This window comes from Microbacterium sp. NPDC087589 (assembly GCF_044743635.1).
Taxonomy (GTDB): Bacteria; Actinomycetota; Actinomycetes; order Actinomycetales; family Microbacteriaceae; genus Microbacterium.
Genome location: NZ_JBIUWV010000007.1, coordinates 172208 through 189036, shown reverse-complemented (window position 1 = coordinate 189036; position 16829 = coordinate 172208). Strand labels below are relative to the sequence as shown.

At 68.2% G+C, this 16829-nt stretch carries 18 protein-coding genes; 5 read left to right on the top strand and 13 right to left on the bottom strand.

Translation table 11 applies throughout. The features are described 5' to 3' along the window. Window positions 1–12: 12 nt before the first annotated feature. Window positions 13–384, bottom strand: a complete 372-nt coding sequence (locus ACIOU8_RS15230) for a DUF4406 domain-containing protein (protein ID WP_400791176.1) — start codon at window positions 382–384, stop codon at window positions 13–15. Window positions 385–454: 70 nt separating this feature from the next. On the opposite strand from ACIOU8_RS15230, the gene ACIOU8_RS15225 reads away from it, so the two are divergent. Beyond that, window positions 455–1204: a DeoR/GlpR family DNA-binding transcription regulator gene (locus ACIOU8_RS15225; RefSeq protein WP_400791174.1), complete on the top strand. Its 750-nt coding sequence runs from the start codon at window positions 455–457 to the stop codon at window positions 1202–1204. Between the two features lie 14 nt (window positions 1205–1218). On the opposite strand, the gene ACIOU8_RS15220 is transcribed toward ACIOU8_RS15225, so the two are convergent. Next, window positions 1219–1890, bottom strand: a complete 672-nt coding sequence (locus ACIOU8_RS15220; protein ID WP_400791172.1) for a GPP34 family phosphoprotein — start codon at window positions 1888–1890, stop codon at window positions 1219–1221. Window positions 1891–2054: 164 nt separating this feature from the next. Then, a complete protein-coding gene (locus tag ACIOU8_RS15215; RefSeq protein WP_400791170.1) occupies window positions 2055–2699 on the bottom strand; it encodes an MIP/aquaporin family protein in 645 nt (214 codons plus the stop codon). A gap of 209 nt (window positions 2700–2908) precedes the next feature. Between ACIOU8_RS15215 and ACIOU8_RS15210 the strand changes: the two genes are divergently transcribed. Then, a complete protein-coding gene (locus tag ACIOU8_RS15210) occupies window positions 2909–3106 on the top strand; it encodes a multidrug transporter (protein ID WP_400791168.1) in 198 nt (65 codons plus the stop codon). 26 nt (window positions 3107–3132) lie between these two features. On the opposite strand, the gene ACIOU8_RS15205 is transcribed toward ACIOU8_RS15210, so the two are convergent. Further along, complete coding sequence (locus ACIOU8_RS15205) at window positions 3133–4416, bottom strand: serine hydrolase domain-containing protein (RefSeq protein ID WP_400791166.1); 1284 nt, start codon at window positions 4414–4416, stop codon at window positions 3133–3135. An 89-nt stretch (window positions 4417–4505) separates the two neighbouring features. Here ACIOU8_RS15205 and ACIOU8_RS15200 point away from each other — a divergent pair, with 89 nt between their 5' ends. Both ACIOU8_RS15200 and ACIOU8_RS15195 read left to right on the top strand, forming a co-directional pair. Next, on the top strand, window positions 4506–4820 hold the full coding sequence (locus tag ACIOU8_RS15200) for a DUF2470 domain-containing protein (RefSeq protein ID WP_400791164.1): 315 nt from the start codon (window positions 4506–4508) through the stop codon (window positions 4818–4820). 54 nt (window positions 4821–4874) lie between these two features. Then, window positions 4875–5522 carry a heme oxygenase (biliverdin-producing) gene (locus ACIOU8_RS15195; protein ID WP_400791161.1) on the top strand — a complete coding sequence of 216 codons (648 nt, stop codon included), beginning with the start codon at window positions 4875–4877 and terminating at the stop codon, window positions 5520–5522. A gap of 8 nt (window positions 5523–5530) precedes the next feature. On the opposite strand, the gene ACIOU8_RS15190 is transcribed toward ACIOU8_RS15195, so the two are convergent. Next, entirely contained in the window at window positions 5531–6925 is a 1395-nt protein-coding gene (locus tag ACIOU8_RS15190; protein WP_400791158.1) for an ATP-dependent RecD-like DNA helicase, read from the bottom strand. Window positions 6926–7086: 161 nt separating this feature from the next. On the opposite strand from ACIOU8_RS15190, the gene ACIOU8_RS15185 reads away from it, so the two are divergent. Further along, window positions 7087–8160 carry a hypothetical protein gene (locus tag ACIOU8_RS15185; protein ID WP_400791155.1) on the top strand — a complete coding sequence of 358 codons (1074 nt, stop codon included), beginning with the start codon at window positions 7087–7089 and terminating at the stop codon, window positions 8158–8160. A gap of 31 nt (window positions 8161–8191) precedes the next feature. Here the strand turns inward: ACIOU8_RS15185 and ACIOU8_RS15180 are convergent, their stop codons facing one another. The 8 genes from ACIOU8_RS15180 to ACIOU8_RS15145 form a co-directional block, all read right to left on the bottom strand. Continuing rightward, a complete protein-coding gene (locus tag ACIOU8_RS15180) occupies window positions 8192–10201 on the bottom strand; it encodes a cytochrome c oxidase assembly protein (protein WP_400791153.1) in 2010 nt (669 codons plus the stop codon). An 85-nt stretch (window positions 10202–10286) separates the two neighbouring features. After that, complete coding sequence (locus ACIOU8_RS15175) at window positions 10287–10574, bottom strand: HU family DNA-binding protein (protein ID WP_042541574.1); 288 nt, start codon at window positions 10572–10574, stop codon at window positions 10287–10289. Window positions 10575–11082: 508 nt separating this feature from the next. Continuing rightward, on the bottom strand, window positions 11083–11907 hold the full coding sequence (locus tag ACIOU8_RS15170) for an endonuclease domain-containing protein (protein WP_400791150.1): 825 nt from the start codon (window positions 11905–11907) through the stop codon (window positions 11083–11085). 484 nt (window positions 11908–12391) lie between these two features. After that, on the bottom strand, window positions 12392–12697 hold the full coding sequence (rpsN, locus tag ACIOU8_RS15165) for a 30S ribosomal protein S14 (RefSeq protein WP_042540535.1): 306 nt from the start codon (window positions 12695–12697) through the stop codon (window positions 12392–12394). Window positions 12698–12700: 3 nt separating this feature from the next. After that, entirely contained in the window at window positions 12701–12871 is a 171-nt protein-coding gene (rpmG, locus tag ACIOU8_RS15160; RefSeq protein ID WP_017203558.1) for a 50S ribosomal protein L33, read from the bottom strand. Beyond that, window positions 12871–13107, bottom strand: coding sequence for a 50S ribosomal protein L28 (gene rpmB / locus ACIOU8_RS15155; protein ID WP_042540533.1), 237 nt, complete (start codon window positions 13105–13107; stop codon window positions 12871–12873). The genes rpmG and rpmB overlap by 1 nt, the downstream gene beginning before the upstream one ends. A 163-nt stretch (window positions 13108–13270) precedes the next feature. Next, the gene (locus ACIOU8_RS15150; protein WP_400791147.1) at window positions 13271–15394 is read right to left on the bottom strand and encodes an alpha-galactosidase; all 2124 of its coding nucleotides are present in this window, start codon (window positions 15392–15394) and stop codon (window positions 13271–13273) included. Between the two features lie 72 nt (window positions 15395–15466). Then, window positions 15467–16798, bottom strand: a complete 1332-nt coding sequence (locus ACIOU8_RS15145) for an ABC transporter substrate-binding protein (protein WP_400791144.1) — start codon at window positions 16796–16798, stop codon at window positions 15467–15469. Window positions 16799–16829 lie beyond the last annotated feature (31 nt).

Below are 16829 nucleotides of genomic sequence, written 5' to 3'. Positions count from 1 at the left end.
CACGCGGGTCGCCTACGCCGCGGCGACCTCACGCGCGGGGATCTCGTCGATAGACCGATACACGGGCAGGCCGCGCTCGAGGGCGATCTCGACGTCCTTGTCGGCACCCGCCGAGTCGCCCGGCAGGCGGAGCACGGCGTCGCAGTGCTGCAGGAGTCGGTGCGCGGTCTCATACATGACGTCACCGCCGGCAGCATCCGCCTCGTCCATGCCTCGGAGGATCGGCAGGGCGACCCACTCGCCGATCATCGGCACGTGACCGAGGCGGTGGATCGGCGCCGCGGCCTCTTCGAGTCGTTCGAGGTTGCGGGCGATGAGGGCGGGGTCGCCGCCGGTGCCCGAGCGGTAGGGGCCGGCGATCAGGATCAGGAGTGGACTCGTCATGGAGAAGACTGTAACCTTAACCGTGCAAGAACGTGCAACTTCGTGAACTAACAAGATTCCGAGGAGTCGGATGCTGGGCGCACAGCGCAAAGACCACCTGCGAGAGATCCTGCGCAGGGACGGCCGCGTGGTGGCGAAGGACGTCGCCGTCGAGCTGGGCATCTCAGAGGACTCGATCCGCCGCGACCTCCGCGAGCTCGCCGATGCCGGCGAGATGGTGCGGGTGTACGGCGGCGCCCTGCCGATTCCGCCGGCCGATCGCCCCGTCGACCAGCGTGCCTTGCTCGCCACCGAGAGCAAGGAGCGCGTCGCACGCCGCGCCATCGAGCTGATCACCCCGGGGTCGACGATCGTGCTGGACGCCGGCACGACGACTCTCGCCATGTCCCGGATGCTGCCGCACGGCGCCGACCTGACCGTGATCACCCCCAGCCCGGCGATCGCCCTCGCGGTCGCCGAACACTCCGACGCTCGCGTCGTGATCATCGGTGGCGAGCTCGCACGCTTCTCGATGGTCGCGAGCGGCCCGCTGGCCATGGAGGCCGTGCAGCACCTCGCCGCCGAGCTGTTCTTCCTCGGCGCCACGGGCATCGACCCCGAGCGCGGCCTGACCACCGGCAACCTCGACGACGCCGTCACCAAGCGCGCGATCGCTGCCCGCTGTGCGCAGACGTACGTGCTCGGCAGCGAAGAGAAGATCGGTGCGACGTCGCGCTACCCCGTGCTCGACCTCGAGGCCGTCGTAGGCGTGGTCGTCGACCCCGTCGACCCGAACCCCGTGATCGACGAACTCGCAGAGCGCGTGACCGTGCTGCGCTGAGCGGTCCCCCGTCGTCAGGTGATGGTCGCTGCCACGAGCGTCGGGGTCATGATGGCCACCATGGCCGCGGCGATCGCGTCGTTGACGGCCTTGGCCACGGCATCCCCTGTCGGTGACCCCGCGGTGAGCGCTTCGATCCGCTTCTTGAGGTCACGCGCCGACATTCCGCCGCATTCGTCGCGCAGGATCGCGTGCGCCGCGTTCAGGTTCTGCAGGATCGACAGCAACGCCAGATCGGCCTTCGTCGGAGCGCCGGTTCCGGCGAGCACGGCGGCGAGCCGGGAGCGCAGCATCTGCTCAGGCGTCGAGTCGGATTCGGGAGTGCGCGCCGACCCCCAGCCGAAGAATCCGCGCTCTCCCCGCACGAGGACGCCCTGCACGACGAGCGACTCGACGACGACCTCGAGCGGATCGAGCTTGGGCCGCACGACGAGAGACTGCAGTCGTTTGCCCCGCAGCGGCACGAGGCGCTGCAGCGTCGTGTCGAGGATCGGGTTGCCGGTCGGTTCGGTCGACACGATGTCGACGACCGGGTTCTTCTCGTCCGACACCGAGATGCGTCCGTGCAGGGCGAGGTCGACGATGACGGCGGCGACCTCGCCGTAGAGGCGGTTCACGCTCACCGCGCTCTCGACGCGGCCATCAGGCCGGAGGAGCAGCATGTGGAGTTCTTCGACGATCAGCATGCACCCACGCTATGACGAGCCTTCCCCCCCGGCATCCCCCGGACGGATGACTTCGGGATGCCGCCCTTCGGCGCTCCGGTCGCAGTTCGTGCCGCCTCAGTCGACGACTCGCGGCACGAAGCGCGACCGGAACAGCCGCGGAGCGCGGCGTTCGATGACGAGGGTTACGCGCCGATCTTCTTCGCGTCGTCCGCGTTGAGCACGCGGAAGAGCAGAGCCGCGATGACCGCGCCGACCACGGGGGCGACGATATAGAGCCACAGCGAGGCCCAGTCGAAGTAGCCACCGACAGAGAGGCCCAGCGCCACCGCAGGATTGAAGCCGCCGCCCGAGATCGACCCCACGGTCGCCGCGCCGACGAACACCGTCGCACCGATCGCGAGGCCGTAGAACGAGTTGCCCTCGGTGTCCTTCGAGGTCGCGGTGTTGAGCACGACCCAGACGAGGATCAGCGTGAACAGCGCCTCGACGAAGAAGGCAGGGCCCACCTCGACGATCAGGGCCTCGCCGCCGGTAGGCCACACTGCGAAACTGACCAGCGCGGCGAGCGCGCCACCGACGAACTGCGCCACGAGATAGGAGATGAAGTCGACGACGCTGAGACCGCCACGGAGGAAGACGCCGACGGAGACCGCCGGGTTGAGGTGAGCGCCCGAGATGTGGCCGGTGGAGAAGACGAGCACGGCGAGGGTGAAGCCGATCGCGAGCGGGGTCAGCGGGCTCTCGCTGTTGATCGCCGCGATGATCGTGAGGACGAAGAGGAACGTGGCGATCGCTTCGGCGAGTGCTTTGCGTGGAGTGCCGGACATGAGAGCCGCTCTTTTCTGAGAACTGAAAGAAGGAGAACGGTGTCCGGCTGGCGCTCCGGCCGACGCACCGTCCGATGGTGACGCGCCGAATCTAGCGATGACGACCTGAGCTGCTTGCTCACCGCGCGGACGCCCGAGGAGCAGATATCGATATGACGCGGGATGTCAACCCCGTCGCCGCGCGCGCACCGACTTCATAGGTTCTCTGGATGACCTCCGACATGACCAGCGAAGAGAAGCGCCACGATCAGCTGACCTCGGCACCGGACGCGACCGAAGCCGACGCCGCGCCCCGCATCGAGGTCTCCGAGCACGACGGCAACACCCGCATCGACGTCGCCCCCGACGCTGCTGTGCGCCCCGGCCCTGGGCCCGGAGTCGAGACCGACGACGAACCCGAGCGGTAGCCGGCTGCGCGTACTCGCCTCCGAGGTCAGCCCTCGGGCGGTGCGACGCAGGGGATCGCGGAGTCGGTGATCTCCTGGTGGTACTGCTCGGCGGTGAACGGCAGCCCGAACTCAGGGGCCGTCTCTCCCGCGGCCGCGGGAGCCTTCGATGCGATCGCGGCGAGCTCCCATGCCAGGAACATCGCGGTCAACCCACCGGTCGTCGAGTCGTTCAGCGATACCGCGACCGTGAAGCCGGTCTCAGGATCCGAGAACGCCGACGTCTGATATCCGGGAGTCCATCCCGACTGTCCGACCATCGATCCGACGAGCAGGGCTCCTCCGGTGGCCTGGAACCATGAGGGCGCCCCGGGGCTCTGCGGCAACGGGGCTCCGAAGCGATTCGGCTCGTCCTTCGTCCGAAGCTCCTGCGCTGCCTCAGCCTGGGTGTACCGGCCGAGCTCCTCGATCGTCGACACGACGCCGGAGTCGGTGTACCCGGTGCTCGACGACAGCGTGGTGATGTCGGTCGGGGCCGCACAGTTGTATCCGCCCTCGATGGGCGTCAGGTAGTGCCCGTTCATGACCGGCCCCGTCGAGGGCGCAGCTGCGGCCGGCGAGGGCAGCGACGTCTGGGAGAGACCGAGCGGCTCGGCCACGTACTCGGCGATCAGTTCGGATGCCGTGAGGCCTGATGCACGCTCGAGAGCGAGCCCGAGCAGCAGGTAGCCGGCGTCGGAGTTGGTGTAGGTCGTCTTCGGCGTGGCGCGCGGAGCGCCGAGGCCGTAGGCCGCGAGCTCGAGCGGTGCCCACACGCGCTCGGGAGTCGTGAACCACGCGGCCCGTGCGGTCGCCTCTGACGAGCCGGCTCCGCTCGTGCTGTTGCACAGGTCGAGAAGCGTGACGTCCTGCATGTCGGCGACACCCGAGACGTAGTCGGGCACGGGGTCGTCGAGTCCGACCACGCCCTCATCGGCGAGGCCGTAGAGCACATCGCACGTCATGAGCCGCGTCATGTCCGCGATGCGGAAGGCCATGTCGGTGCTGATCTCCTCATCGGAGCCGGGCCCCTGCGTGCCGACGCCGGCGACCCAGCTGCCGCTCCAGGGAGCCCACACACCCACGACAGCACCCGACGCCCCCGACGCGGCGAGCGCGTTGGCGACGGCGGCCTCCATGGCTGCGACGGTGTCGTCGGGCAGCGCGCCCTCGACCTGGGCAGGCGGCTCGTAGCTGAACTCCGGCTCGGCGGTACAGCCGGTGAGGAAGAGCCCGAGCACGGCGACGCCGGCCGCTGCTGCGCGGAACGTGCGCGACGAGAGAAGCTGCATGAAAGGGGACCCCCGGAAGACGTGTCTCCCGAGTCTAGAACGCCGTTCCTGAAAGATCGCATCGCGGGCGCCCCTTTAGGGTGATCAGCATGCCCCACATCTTCGACGCCGAGGTCGTCTCCGCCATCCTGCGCCACATGAACGGCGACCACACCGACGACAATCTGCTCATCACGCGTGCCTTCTCCGCCGCCGAGCACGGCGAGATCACCGATGCCGTGATGACAGATCTCGACGGTGACGGCGGCGTCTGGGAGGTCACCCGCTCGGGGGCGGCCTCCGAACTGCGCATCGCATGGCCCTCCGGCCCCATCACCGAGCGGCCCGCCGTGCGCCGCGAGGTCGTCGCGCTCTACGACCTCGCATGCGAGAAGCTCGGGGTCGAGCCGCGTCCGCACGCGTGAGTCTGTGGGATATCGGGCTTTCGCTCCAGGTTAGGCAACCCTTACACTTGGCACATGTCCGAGATCCTCTCCTTCTCCGCAGCCCTCCGTGAGCGCTCCTCCGGTTCGCACTCGCGCAGTGAGGGTGCCGGCTTCATGTCCGACCTGCTCAAGGGCGAGGGCTCGCGCGAGGACTACATCGCGCTCGTCGCACAGCACTACTTCATCTACGAGGCGCTCGAGTCGGCGGGCGACCGCATGCGGCAGGATCCGGTGGCGTCGGTCTTCATCAGCGACAAGCTCACCCGTCTTCCGGCGCTCGAAGCCGACCTCGAGTTCCTGCTCGGCGTCGGCTGGCGCGACGAGATCGTCGCGCTGCCCACCACGCAGCGCTATGTCGAGCGCATCCGTCAGGTGGGCGCGACCTGGCCCGGAGGCTTCGTCGCGCACCACTACACGCGCTACCTCGGCGACCTGTCGGGTGGCATCTTCATCGGACGAGTGATGGCACGCCGCTTCGGTTTCGAGACCAACGGCATCGGTTTCTACCTGTTCGACGACATCGCCGACCCGTCGGCGTTCAAGGACGTCTACCGCGAGCAGCTGGACGCAGCGCCGTGGGACGACGCCGAGCGCGAGCGCGTGATCGACGAGGTGCTCCTCGCCTACCGCTTCAACACCGAGCTGTTCGAGGACCTCGACCGCGCACGCCTCGCCGCCTGAAAGAGCCCTCAGGCGTTCCCGACCTCAGGGGTGGATGCTGCGAGCCACGCGTCGCGCATGAAGCGGCGCACGTCCTCGTCGACGCGGATGTCGCTCGGGCGCAGCGCCCTCGAGAGGTAGAGCCCGTCGAGCGACGTGAGCCGAGAGAGCGCGACGTAGGTCTGCCCCGGTGCGAACGCGCCGGACCCGAGGTCGATGATCGCGCGGTCGTAGGTCTTTCCCTGTGACTTGTGGATCGTGACGGCCCAGGCGAGACGCAACGGGAACTGCGTGAACTCCGCGACGACGTCGCGCGACAGTTTCTTCGTGCTCGCCTCATACGAATAACGGAAGCGTTCCCAGACCGCGGGCTCGACATCGACCTCGTCTCCGTCGATCTCGACGCGCACGGTCTCGCCGAGGATGCGCACGACCGTGCCGATCGTGCCGTTCACCCACCGAGGCGGCTCACCCGACATCGAGGTGTCGTTGCGGAGGAACATCACCTGCGCGCCGATCTTCAGCTTGAGCTCCGACTCGGCGGGCAGCGATGCCTCGCCCCTGCCGAACTCGCCGCTCACCTCGGCCTTCGCGGTCTGCTCCTTGCCGGGGAGAGCGGCGAGGTGGCGGCTGTTGATCGTGTTGACGATGTCGTTGCGGGTGGCGAGCGTGATCATCGGCACCTCCCCGGGCTCCGGATCCGGTGGCGTGCGTGCGCCCTGCGTGTTGAGCACTCCCGCGATCTCGGCGGTGACCCGGCCGTACCGCACCGCGTTCAGCATGGCCTTGAAGCCGTCATCCGACTGCCGGTGGATCTGCACGAGCTCTCGCACGTGCAGCTCGGCGCGGGTGTCGACGGCGAAGAGACCCTCTTCCTCTTCCGGCGCCTCGCCGCCGGCGGAGCCGGCCCAGACCTTGGCATCGAAGAACCAGAACGAGCGGTAGTGGTCCTTCACGTAGCGCAGCTCATCGCCGCGCGGTGGCACGGGAGCCAGCTGATACGGGTCGCCGAACATCACGATCTGCACTCCGCCGAACGGGATTCCGCGCTTGCCCCGCGCCTGCCGGAGCGAACGGTCGATCGCGTCCATCAGGTCGGCGTTGACCATCGAGATCTCGTCGATCACGAGCGTCTCGATCGCGTTGAGGATCCGTCTCGTGTTGTCGTTCTGATCGATGTCCGAGTCGCCGATCAGACCGATCGGCAGCCGGAACAGCGAGTGGATCGTCTGGCCCTCGACGTTCAGCGCGGCGACACCGGTGGGTGCGCAGATCGCGATCTGCTTCTTCGTGTTCCAGGAGAAGTACTGCAGCAGGGTCGACTTGCCGGTTCCCGCGCGGCCGGTGATGAAGACGTGCTCGCTGGTGTCCTCGATCAGCCGGAACAGCTCTTGCTGCTCTTCGGACAGGGCGGGAAGCGACACGGTTCTCTCACACGGCTGGGAGGCGGGAGTGCACGTGGAGATCGTGCCTCCCCATGCTACGTGGCGCCGCACACCCGGCATCCGAGGGACACAGCGATCGCGCTCGACGCATGGCGACCCGCGCACGGCATCGTCCCAGGCCGCGCTCCTAGACTGACGCCATGCAGCAGGTCGAGTCGAAGGCGCCCCGGCGCTCGCGCCTGGCTGCCGATCTCGCGATGCTCGCGGTGGTCGGTCTCGTGCTCGTCGCCGCTCTCGGCGCAGGCGGGGCCACCCTCTACCAGCAGTTCTACGGCCCATCGGCCTTCGTCGTGCGCTATCTCGATCTGCTCTCCGAAGGGCGAGCGGCAGATGCCCTTCGCGTGCCGGGCGTCGCGATCGATCGAGAGACGCTCGAGGTCGCCGGTATCGGAGCCACGGCGTCAGAGGCTCTGCTGCGCCACGCGGCCCTCGCTCCGCTCACCGACGTCGAGGTGACGTCGGAGAAGCCCGACGACGCCGGCAAGACCGAGGTGACCGTGTCCTACACGGCGAGCGGCTACGCAGGCACGACCACCTTCACCGTCGAGCAGGACGGCTGGGCGGGCGTCACCCCCAACTGGCGCTTCACGACGAGCCCTCTGGCCGTGGTCGAACTCACGCTGCGCGGCGCCGATCAGTTCGCCGTCAACGGCTTCGAGATGGACCGCCGCCAGGTGTCGGCCGCGGGTGCGCAGGCCGCTCCCCTCGATTCTCTGCCACTGTTGGTCTTCACCCCGGGGCTGTACTCGGTCACCGTCGACACGGCGATCGCCGACTCCGACGGTGTCGGCGTCCTGGCAGACACCCCGCTCGCCACGACTCCCGTCGACGTGCAGACCGAGCCCACCCCCGACTTCGTCGCCGTGGTGCAGCAGCGCGTCGAGGAGTTCCTCACTGCCTGCACCGCACAGGAGGTGCTGCAGCCGACCGCGTGCCCGTTCGGCCTCGAGGTCTCCAACCGTCTCGCCTCGCTGCCGAAGTGGTCGATCGCGGCTCAGCCCCAGGTGAACGTCGTTCCCGACGGCGGACACTGGAAGATCCCACCGACGGATGCGGTCGCACACGTCGATGTCGAGATCAGGTCTCTCTTCGACGGATCTGTCCAAGAAGTGTCCGAAGACGTCCCGTTCCAGGTCAACGGATCGATCACGATCCTCCCGGACGGAAAGGTGTCGATCCGGGTCGGGTCCCCCGGCGAGGAGTCGACCGGCTGAGCAACCGGCTGAGCGCCCGGCAGGCGCAGGGTCAGCGCGCTTCGCGCTCGGCCTGACGGAGGTCGCGCGCTGCGAGTGCCGCGAGCTTCTCGTTGTACTCCTCGAGCTCCGCCTCGCCCGTGCGGTCGGCATGCCGGTCGCGGCGCTTCTGCAGCTTGGTGTCGCTGCGGCTCCACTGGATCGCCACCGTGATCGCGAGGATCAGGGTCGGGATCTCGCCGATCGACCACGCGATGCCGCCGCCGATGTACTGGTCTTCGAGCGGCGTAGGGCCCCACGTGCGCCCCATCGACCCGAACCAGTCGGCGACCATGAGCCCCTCCTGCATCATGATCGCGACACCGAAGAAGGCGTGCATGGCCATGATCGCGATCAGCGTGATGAGGCGTCCTGGATACGGCAGACGGTACGGCACGGGGTCGGCGCCGATCAGGCTCAGCACGAACAGGTATCCCGAGATGAGGAAGTGGGCGACCATCCACTCGTGACCGAGGTGCTCGAACATCGACCAGCGCACGAGGTCGGTGAAGTAGAAGGCCCACAGCGACAGGATGAAGATGCCCGCCGCGACGAACGGGTGGGTGACCACCTTCGAGAACGGCGAGTGCACCGCCCACATGATCCATTCACGGCCGCCGCGGGTGCCGTCGTCGCGCTTGTGGATCGCTCGGAGAGCCAGCGTGACCGGCGCGCCCGAGACCAGCAGCAGCGGGATCGCCATCGACAGCATCATGTGCCCCAGCATGTGCACGCTGAAGAGATACTCCTGATACGCGTTGATCGGGCCGCCCGTGACCCACAGCAGCATCAGCATTCCCAGCACCCAGAAGACGGTGCGGTGGATCGGCCAGCGATCTCCCCGCAGGCGCAGACGGCGCACCCCTGCGAGATACAGGAAGAGACCGAAGCCGACCGCCACCAGCCAGAGCACGTCGATGTCCCACGCCGTGAACCAGCGGTCGATCGTGAACTCGGGAGGCAGCGGTGAGCGGGTGAGGTTCTCAGCCGGCGTCTGCACGAACGCGGCCTCCTCGCCGGTGGGCGGAGGTGTGCGCGCGAGCGCGGCGGCGGCCCCCGAGGCAAGACCCATCAGCGCGACCTCGCACAGCACCAGCATCCAGAACCAGCGTGCGGCTCCCGCCCCTTCGAGGCGAGGGATCAGGCGGATGCGGTACCAGGCACCGAGCAGACCCATGCCCACCAGGAGCACGACCTTCGCGAGCAGGATCGTGCCGTAGGGCGTCCAGAGCTGAGAGATGTCGCCGAAGGAGACGACGGAACGCGCCAGGCCCGAGATGGCGACGACCGCGAACGCGGCGATCGCGAGGCTCGAGTAGCGACTGACCAGCCGCGCGGTGCCCACGCCCGAGCGGTCGCGCAGGATCACGACGAGCAGCAGACCACCGAGCCACACCGCCGCTCCGATCGTGTGCAGCAGGATCGAGTTCACCGCGATGTTGTGGCCGGAGAGTTCTCCGGAGTGCCCCTGGGTCGCCAGAGGGAGGAAGGATGCCGCGGCGAGGAGCGCCGTGATCAGCGTGGGCGTCCATGTGCGCCACGCGAACGCGAGCACGGTGATCACCGAGCCCATGATCGTGGTGATCAGCCACGACTGACCGAGCGGCAGCTGCAGCAGGAATCGTCCGAGCTGCTCGCCGAACTCGCGCTCGGCGCTCAGCTGCGGGTTGAAGGCGGCCATGAACGTGAAGAAACCGCTGATGCCCGCGGTGACCGTGAAGAGTGCCGCGCCGGCCGAGGCCGTGTTGAGGGCCGTGTCGAACGACTTCTCCTCGCTGCGCAACGCGAACAGCGCCAGCACGAGAGAGCCCAGCATCGCCGCAGCCGCGATGTTCATCACGAGCTTGACGATGGGGGTGGCCCAGCGCACGAACGGTCCTGGGTCCTGCAGCAGCAGTGGCGCCGCACCTCCGCCGATCACGAGGGCGATGAGCACGCCGATCAATCCGGTCGCGAGCAGGATTCCGACTCCGGCCGCGCGATACGCGGAGCGGTTCGGGGTCTGCACGGCGCGGGCACTCACCCCTCAAGCCTAAGCCGCAGAATCGGGGCGGGAGCACGAAGGCCGCCCCCGACGGATCGGGGGCGGCCTTCGAAGAGGTGCAGTCTTACTTGACGGCAGCCTTGAGCTTGGAACCAGCGGTCACCTTGACGCGGTGGCCGGCCGGGATCTTGATCTCGGCGCCGGTCTGCGGGTTGCGGCCCGTGCGAGCTGCGGTTGCGACCTGCTCGAACGAGATCCAGCCCGGGATCGAGACCTTGCTGCCCTTGGCAACAGCGTCGGAGACCGAGGAGAACAGCGCGTCGAGGACACCCGAGACGGTGGCCTGGCTCTGGCCGGTGGCGGAAGCGATGCTCGCGACGAGCTCGGTCTTGGTGATGGACTTGTCAGCCATGTCATCCTCCAGCGACGAGGTTCCCGTCGCATCGTTGGTGTTCGAAGGGCGACTGCCCTCCGTTGGTCGAGTGACCGCCTTGAATGTACCAACCACCGCCCACATTTCCGCGTCATTTCGCGGGTTTTGGGGTATTCGGCGGCGTGTCGTGGTGCAGAAGTGACGAATGTGACCCCTGTGGTGCCCTGTCAGACGGCCGAACACCGCCGTTCCGCGGCTCGCAGCGGGCTTCGCCCCCCGTATGGCACTGCCCCTGGCCCCCACACCGTGCGGCTCGCCCCACACCGTGCGGCTCGCCCCGCATCGCGCTGCGCCTCCCCCGCACGGCGCTGCGCCTCCCCCGCACGGCGCTGCGCCTCGGGAGGAGAACTGCGCCTCGGGAGGAGAGATCTCCGGATTCGGTCCTCCCGAGGCGCAGTCTTCCTCCCGGGGGATGCGGATGCGGGGGGGGGGGGGGGTACGGGGAGAGATGCGGATGCGGGGGTGCGGATGCGGGAGCGCGAATGACTCAGGCCGCGATGTGCAGACGCTGCCCGATCGCGGTCAGGATCAGCTGCTGCACCTGCGGCCATTGGCTCATCAACTGGTCGTAGCCGATGCGGATCACGTGATAGCCGTGCAGTTTCAGAAGAGCATCATGGGCGATGTCGCTCGTCCGCTGTTCACCGACATGATGACCGCCGTCGATCTGAATGACCAGTCGCTCACCGATGACGAAGTCGACCCGGTGGCCGAGTATCCAGACCTGGGGCACGACGGGGATCCTCAGCCACCTCAGCCGCACCTGGAAGATGCTCTCGGTCCCGGAATCGGCGAATTGTCGCGCATCCGCGAGCAGACGACGAGCAGCCGGCGGAAGCGGTGCCCGCTCGAGGACGCCGGGTGCGATGAGGTTCTGTCGCAAGGCCGACTCCCAGGTCGCGAGGGCACTCTCGTGCGGCTGGCACCCCGCGACCAGGATCAGGGCGTTCTCGAGCGAGTCCTCACGTGAGTCCGGGTCCCGCGGGAACACCGGTTCGTTCCAGTGCACCGTGCCACGGGACAACTTCACGTGGCCTGATCGCGCCGGCGCAGCGACGTGCGGCTGCGAGGCGCCGAGCACCCACAGCCCTTTCCGCGCCGCAAGAGTGACGCAAGTCAGGAACACCCCACGGCGGGCAGCCGCGAGCAGCATCGGGTCGGCATCCGGCAGCGCGACCCACCCTCGGCGCACAGCGATGACGTCACCCCTCTGAACAGACGATCGAAGCGCGTGCCTGCTGACCCCGAGCCGTGTCAGGGTCTCTGTGCGGGCCACGCCGTCGCGCTGCGTCAGCGCCTGTCTGGGGTTCATCCGTCGAGGATCGCTGATGCCCGCATCCTTGATCGACTCGGCATCCGCGATTCGTGCTGCGCCGCCTCAGATCCGCCTCCGTGCAGAAGAGGTCACGCCGCCCGCGACCCTGTGCCAGCCGCCGCACGGCCCCCACACAAGCCCCACATCCCACACCTCCCATATCCCGCACACCCCCCACATCCCACACCCCCACATCCCTCGCACGTGAGCATCCGTCGGGAGGAGGACTGCGCCTCAGGAGGAGGAATTCTCGAGATTGCTCCTCCCGAAGCGCAGTTCTCCTCCCGAGGCGCAGAAAAGTCAGAAGGGAGTGGGGCGGATGCCGAGGCAGAAAGGAGTGGGGCGGATACCGGGGCAGAAAGGAGTGGGGCGGATGCCGGGGCAGAAGGGAATGGGGCGGATGCGGGGCGAAGCCCGCCGGATACAGCGAAAGGAGCGAGGATCCGAAGATCCTCGCCCCTTCAGGCTTGTCTGCTGAGACTTACCAGCTCGACTTGGTGACACCGGGCAGCTCGCCACGGTGTGCCATGTCACGGAAGCGGACGCGCGAGACGCCGAACTTCGTGAGGACACCGCGGGGGCGGCCGTCGATGACGTCGCGCGAACGCACGCGAGCCGGCGACGCGTTACGCGGCAGCTTCTGCAGGCCGACGCGTGCGGCCTCGCGGGCCTCGTCGGTGGCGTTCGGGTCGACCAGGGTCTTCTTCAGCTCGGCGCGACGCTCTGCGTAACGCTCGACGATGACCTTGCGCTGCTCGTTGCGAGCGATCTTGCTCTTCTTAGCCATTGATCAACGCTCCTCTCGGAATTCGACGTGCTGACGGATGACCGGGTCGTACTTCTTGAGCACGAGGCGGTCGGGGGTGTTGCGGCGGTTCTTCTTCGTCACGTACGTGTAACCCGTACCTGCCGTCGAACGCAGCTTGATGATCGGACGTACGTCCTGAGCCTTCTTGGCCATTAGAGCTTCACACCCTTCGCCTGGAGGTCCTTGACCACGTTCTCGATGCCACGGACATCGATCACCTTGATGCCCTTGGCGGACACGTTGAGCGTGATCTTACGACCGAGCGAAGCGACGAAATAGGTCTTCTTCTGCACGTTCGGGTCGAAGCGGCGCTTCGTCCGGCGGTGCGAGTGCGAGACGTTGTGACCGAAGCCGGGAACAGCTCCGGTCACCTGGCACACTGCTGCCATGATGGTGACTCCTTCTATACCGTGAGGCCGGACGGCCTCACCCAAGATCCCTTGTCTGCGCGCCACCCGACACCGCCGATCTCTCGGCCGAAGAGGGGGAAGCACGCGAACTACGCACAGGAGTGTGCGCAGACAAAGAGTCAGTTTAGCACGGACTGTTCCGTCACACTCGCACGGCCTCGAGTAGCAGCGCGGCCCCCGGAGCCAGCAGCGGCAGAGGCACACCGACCGACTCGAAGAACGCTCCCGTGGCCTCGATCCCGGATTCCAGCCACGCGGGGTCGGACACCTGATGGCGCGACACCGATCCGAGTTCCTCCCGCACGCGCAACCGGTACCGCTCCCCCGCCTGCAACCCGGGAACCCGAGTCCGCGGCGTGAAACCGTCGACCGAGGCGCCCAGCCGCACCCACGCGAACACACCCCGCGAGCCGTCACCGGCCATCACGCCGTGCAGCAGGGTCTCATCGTCGACCTCGTCGCTGCGCACCGTGATGCCCGAGTGCAGCAGCGGCCGCAGCTCTCGATAGAGGGCGGTCCACCGCGACAGCATCTCGCGCTCCTCCGACGTGCACCGGGTGATGTCCCACTCGATGCCGGCATGCCCGAACAGCGCGGTCGTCATGCGGAACGCCAGGGACGCCGCACGGTGCGTCGTCTCGGCGATGGGCGGGCCCACGTGCGAGCCGACGAGCTCCGGCGGCACGAGCGTGCCGGTCCAGCGCTGGATGCGCTGCCGCTCGATGGGGTCGTTCGAATCAGACGCCCACACGCGCTGGGTGCGCTGCAGCACCCCGAGGTCGACTCGGGCGCCGCCGCTCGCGCACGATTCGATCTCCAACGACGGATGCCGCTCGCGCAGCGCATCGAGCAGGGCGTAGAACGCGGTGGTCTGGGCGTGCACCGAGGCGCGACCCGTGCGCGGCGACACCGCCGCATGCAGGTCGCGGTTGTGATCCCACTTGATGAAGTCGATGCCGACCTCGGACACCAGTGAATCGATGCGCTCGAGCAGGTGGGCCGCGGCATCCGGGTTCGAGAGGTCGAGCACTTTCTGGTGCCGCCAGGTGGTCGAGTCGGTCGACGCCTGCAGCACCCAGTCCGGATGCTGCGCAACGAGGTCGGACACCGGGTTCACCATCTCGGGCTCGAACCAGAGGCCGAACTGCATCCCGAGGCCGTGCACGTGATCGGCGAGCGGGCGCAGGCCGTCGGGCCACTTGGCGTCGTCGATGAACCAGTCGCCGAGGCCAGAGCGGTCGTCGGGTCGCCCGCGGAACCAGCCGTCGTCGAGCACGAAACGCTCCACTCCGACGGATGCCGCGGCCTCGGCGAGCGCTGCGATCTTCGCCGGGTCGTGGTCGAAGTAGACCGCCTCCCAGGTGTTCATCACGAGCGGCCTCGGCGTCGCAGGGTGCGCGGCGAACGATCGCACTGTCGAATGCAGGCGCGCAGACACCGAATCGAGTCCGCTCTCGCCGTAGGTGAGGAACACCCGCGGCGACACGTAGGTCTCGCCCGCGCCGAGCCGGATCTCGCCCGGCAGCAGCAGCTCTCCCCCGCCGAGCACCGAGCCGTGCACCCCGGCGCCCTCGGGCAGCCGCTCGACCCCGACCTCGAGGTCGCCGCTCCACGCGACGTGCGCTGTCCACAGCTCGCCGCTGCGGAAGCCGAATCCCTCAGTGCCGATCGCGGTCAGATAGGGGGCATCGTGCCCGCCGCGGCCCCGACGCACCTGTCGCAGGTGCGCTCCGTGCCGCAGGGCGCCGCGCTGCGGGTGCCGCTCGCCGGTCCAGCGACCGGTGTGGTCGAGCACCTCGGTCGCGTGCGCGGGAATCGGCAGCAGGATGCGGGCCGCCAGCAGATCCAACGGCTCGGCGCCATCGTCGGCAGTGCTGGTGACTGACAGCTGCGCGGTGAGCACGCCCCCGGCATCCATCGCGAGATCGAGCACCACGGTGACCCCGGCCGCGGCATCCGCGAACTCCGCCTTCAGCGACGTCGCCGTCGACTGCCACCCGGTCGATCGCAGCAGTGGAGCGCTGTGCGACCCGCCCCGATGCCAGGCCAGTGCCGGTGCGCCCGACCAGCCGTCGGCTTCGACGGCCAGCAACGGGAAGGTGCGCGGAGCATCGAACGAGCTGAACGTCACCGATCCGGTCGACGACGCCGCGAGCGAGTCGAGGTCGGCGGGATCCAGCGCCGCGCCCCAGTGCAGCAGGCGCGCAGTGCTCGTGTCGACGACGACGCTGACGCCGCCGGAGGTCAGGTGGACGAGTTCGCTCATTGCCGCTCCAGACGGGTCGCAGACGAAAAGGGAGGCCCGCCCGTGAGCATACGGGCGGGCCTCCGAGAGGTGTTACTCCTTGACGGGGATCGACGCGGCCTTGAGCGCGTCGACGGTCGCCGTCTGACCCTTCTCGATCGCGTCGAGCAGCGTTCCGCTGCCCGAGACCGCGGCCTTGAACCCGTCGGACACGTCCGAGTAGGTCTGGGTCATGGTCGGGCCCCACGCGAAGTCGGGCGAGACCTGGGTGGCCGCGTCGGCGAAGACGTCGTAGATCTTCTGGCCGCCGTAGAACTCGACGCCCTCGGCGTAGACCGGAAGGTCGAGGCCCGCGGTGGTGGCCGGGTAGAGGTTGGCCGCCTCGGCGAGGGCGGTCAGCGCCTCATCCGACGTGTTGAGCCACAGCGCGAACTTCGTCGCCTCGTAGAGGTGCTCGCTGCCCTTGAGCACAGCGGTCGACGAACCGCCCCAGTTGCCGGCGGCGGATCCGCCCTCCTCCCACTGCGGGAGCGCGGCGACGGCCCAGTTGCCCGCCGTGTCGGGTGCGCCGCTCGAGATCGAGTTGGCACCCCAGACGGCGGAGTTCCAGGTCCAGACCTGACCGGAGTTGTAGGCGTTGTTCCACTCGTCGGTCCAGGCGGGAACCGTCGCGACCAGGTCGTCGTCGAGCATGCTCTGCCAGTAGTCGGCGACCGTGGTCGTGGCGTCGTCGGCGAGCGAGACCGTCCAGCCCTCGTCGTCGCTCGAGAACCACTGCGCGCCGTCCTGCCAGGCGAAGCCCGCGAACTGGTTGATGTCGGACTGCGAGAAGTTGGTGATGTAGCCGCCGAGTTCGCGGATCTGCACGGCGGCCTCGCGGTACTCGTCCCACGTGGTGGGGATCTCGATGCCGTTCTGCTCGAACAGGTCGGCGCGATAGAACAGACCCATGGGGCCGGTGTCCTGCGGCACGCCGTAGACGCCCTCGGTGCCGAGAGTCACCTGTCCCCAGGCCCAGTCGACGAACTGGTCTTCGGAGGCGACCACGTCTTCGCAGGCGCTGAGGTCTTCGAGGCCGTCCTGCACGAGGAAGTTCGGCAGGGCGTCGTACTCGATCTGGCCGAGGTCGGGGGCGTCGCCCGCCTTGATCTGGTTGAAGAAGTTCTGGTACGTGCCGCCGTTGCCGTTCGGGCCGGTCTGCACGTCGACCTGGATCTCGGGGTTGGCCTCGTTCCAGATCTCGACGACGTCTTCGATGCCGGGGATCCAGGAGGTGAACTCGAGCGTGACGTCGCCGTCCGCCGGGGTGCACGAGGCGGCGTCGCCGCCGGTGCCGGAGCTGTCTCCGCCGGATGCCGAGCAACCGGCGAGCGCGAACGCCGAGATGGCGATGACAGCGGCTGCCTTCATCTTCGAATGCTGCATTTCGATCCTTTCGTGGATGCGATGGGGGTGG

Coding starts and splice junctions, on each gene's coding strand:
- ACIOU8_RS15230 (WP_400791176.1), bottom strand. CDS start 384: ATGACGAGTCCACTCCTGATCCTGATCGCCGGCCCCTACCGCTCGGGC.
- ACIOU8_RS15225 (WP_400791174.1), top strand. CDS start 455: ATGCTGGGCGCACAGCGCAAAGACCACCTGCGAGAGATCCTGCGCAGG.
- ACIOU8_RS15220 (WP_400791172.1), bottom strand. CDS start 1,890: ATGCTGATCGTCGAAGAACTCCACATGCTGCTCCTCCGGCCTGATGGC.
- ACIOU8_RS15215 (WP_400791170.1), bottom strand. CDS start 2,699: ATGTCCGGCACTCCACGCAAAGCACTCGCCGAAGCGATCGCCACGTTC.
- ACIOU8_RS15210 (WP_400791168.1), top strand. CDS start 2,909: ATGACCTCCGACATGACCAGCGAAGAGAAGCGCCACGATCAGCTGACC.
- ACIOU8_RS15205 (WP_400791166.1), bottom strand. CDS start 4,416: ATGCAGCTTCTCTCGTCGCGCACGTTCCGCGCAGCAGCGGCCGGCGTC.
- ACIOU8_RS15200 (WP_400791164.1), top strand. CDS start 4,506: ATGCCCCACATCTTCGACGCCGAGGTCGTCTCCGCCATCCTGCGCCAC.
- ACIOU8_RS15195 (WP_400791161.1), top strand. CDS start 4,875: ATGTCCGAGATCCTCTCCTTCTCCGCAGCCCTCCGTGAGCGCTCCTCC.
- ACIOU8_RS15185 (WP_400791155.1), top strand. CDS start 7,087: ATGCAGCAGGTCGAGTCGAAGGCGCCCCGGCGCTCGCGCCTGGCTGCC.
- ACIOU8_RS15175 (WP_042541574.1), bottom strand. CDS start 10,574: ATGGCTGACAAGTCCATCACCAAGACCGAGCTCGTCGCGAGCATCGCT.
- ACIOU8_RS15170 (WP_400791150.1), bottom strand. CDS start 11,907: ATGAACCCCAGACAGGCGCTGACGCAGCGCGACGGCGTGGCCCGCACA.
- rpsN (WP_042540535.1), bottom strand. CDS start 12,697: ATGGCTAAGAAGAGCAAGATCGCTCGCAACGAGCAGCGCAAGGTCATC.
- rpmG (WP_017203558.1), bottom strand. CDS start 12,871: ATGGCCAAGAAGGCTCAGGACGTACGTCCGATCATCAAGCTGCGTTCG.
- rpmB (WP_042540533.1), bottom strand. CDS start 13,107: ATGGCAGCAGTGTGCCAGGTGACCGGAGCTGTTCCCGGCTTCGGTCAC.
- ACIOU8_RS15150 (WP_400791147.1), bottom strand. CDS start 15,394: ATGAGCGAACTCGTCCACCTGACCTCCGGCGGCGTCAGCGTCGTCGTC.
- ACIOU8_RS15145 (WP_400791144.1), bottom strand. CDS start 16,798: ATGCAGCATTCGAAGATGAAGGCAGCCGCTGTCATCGCCATCTCGGCG.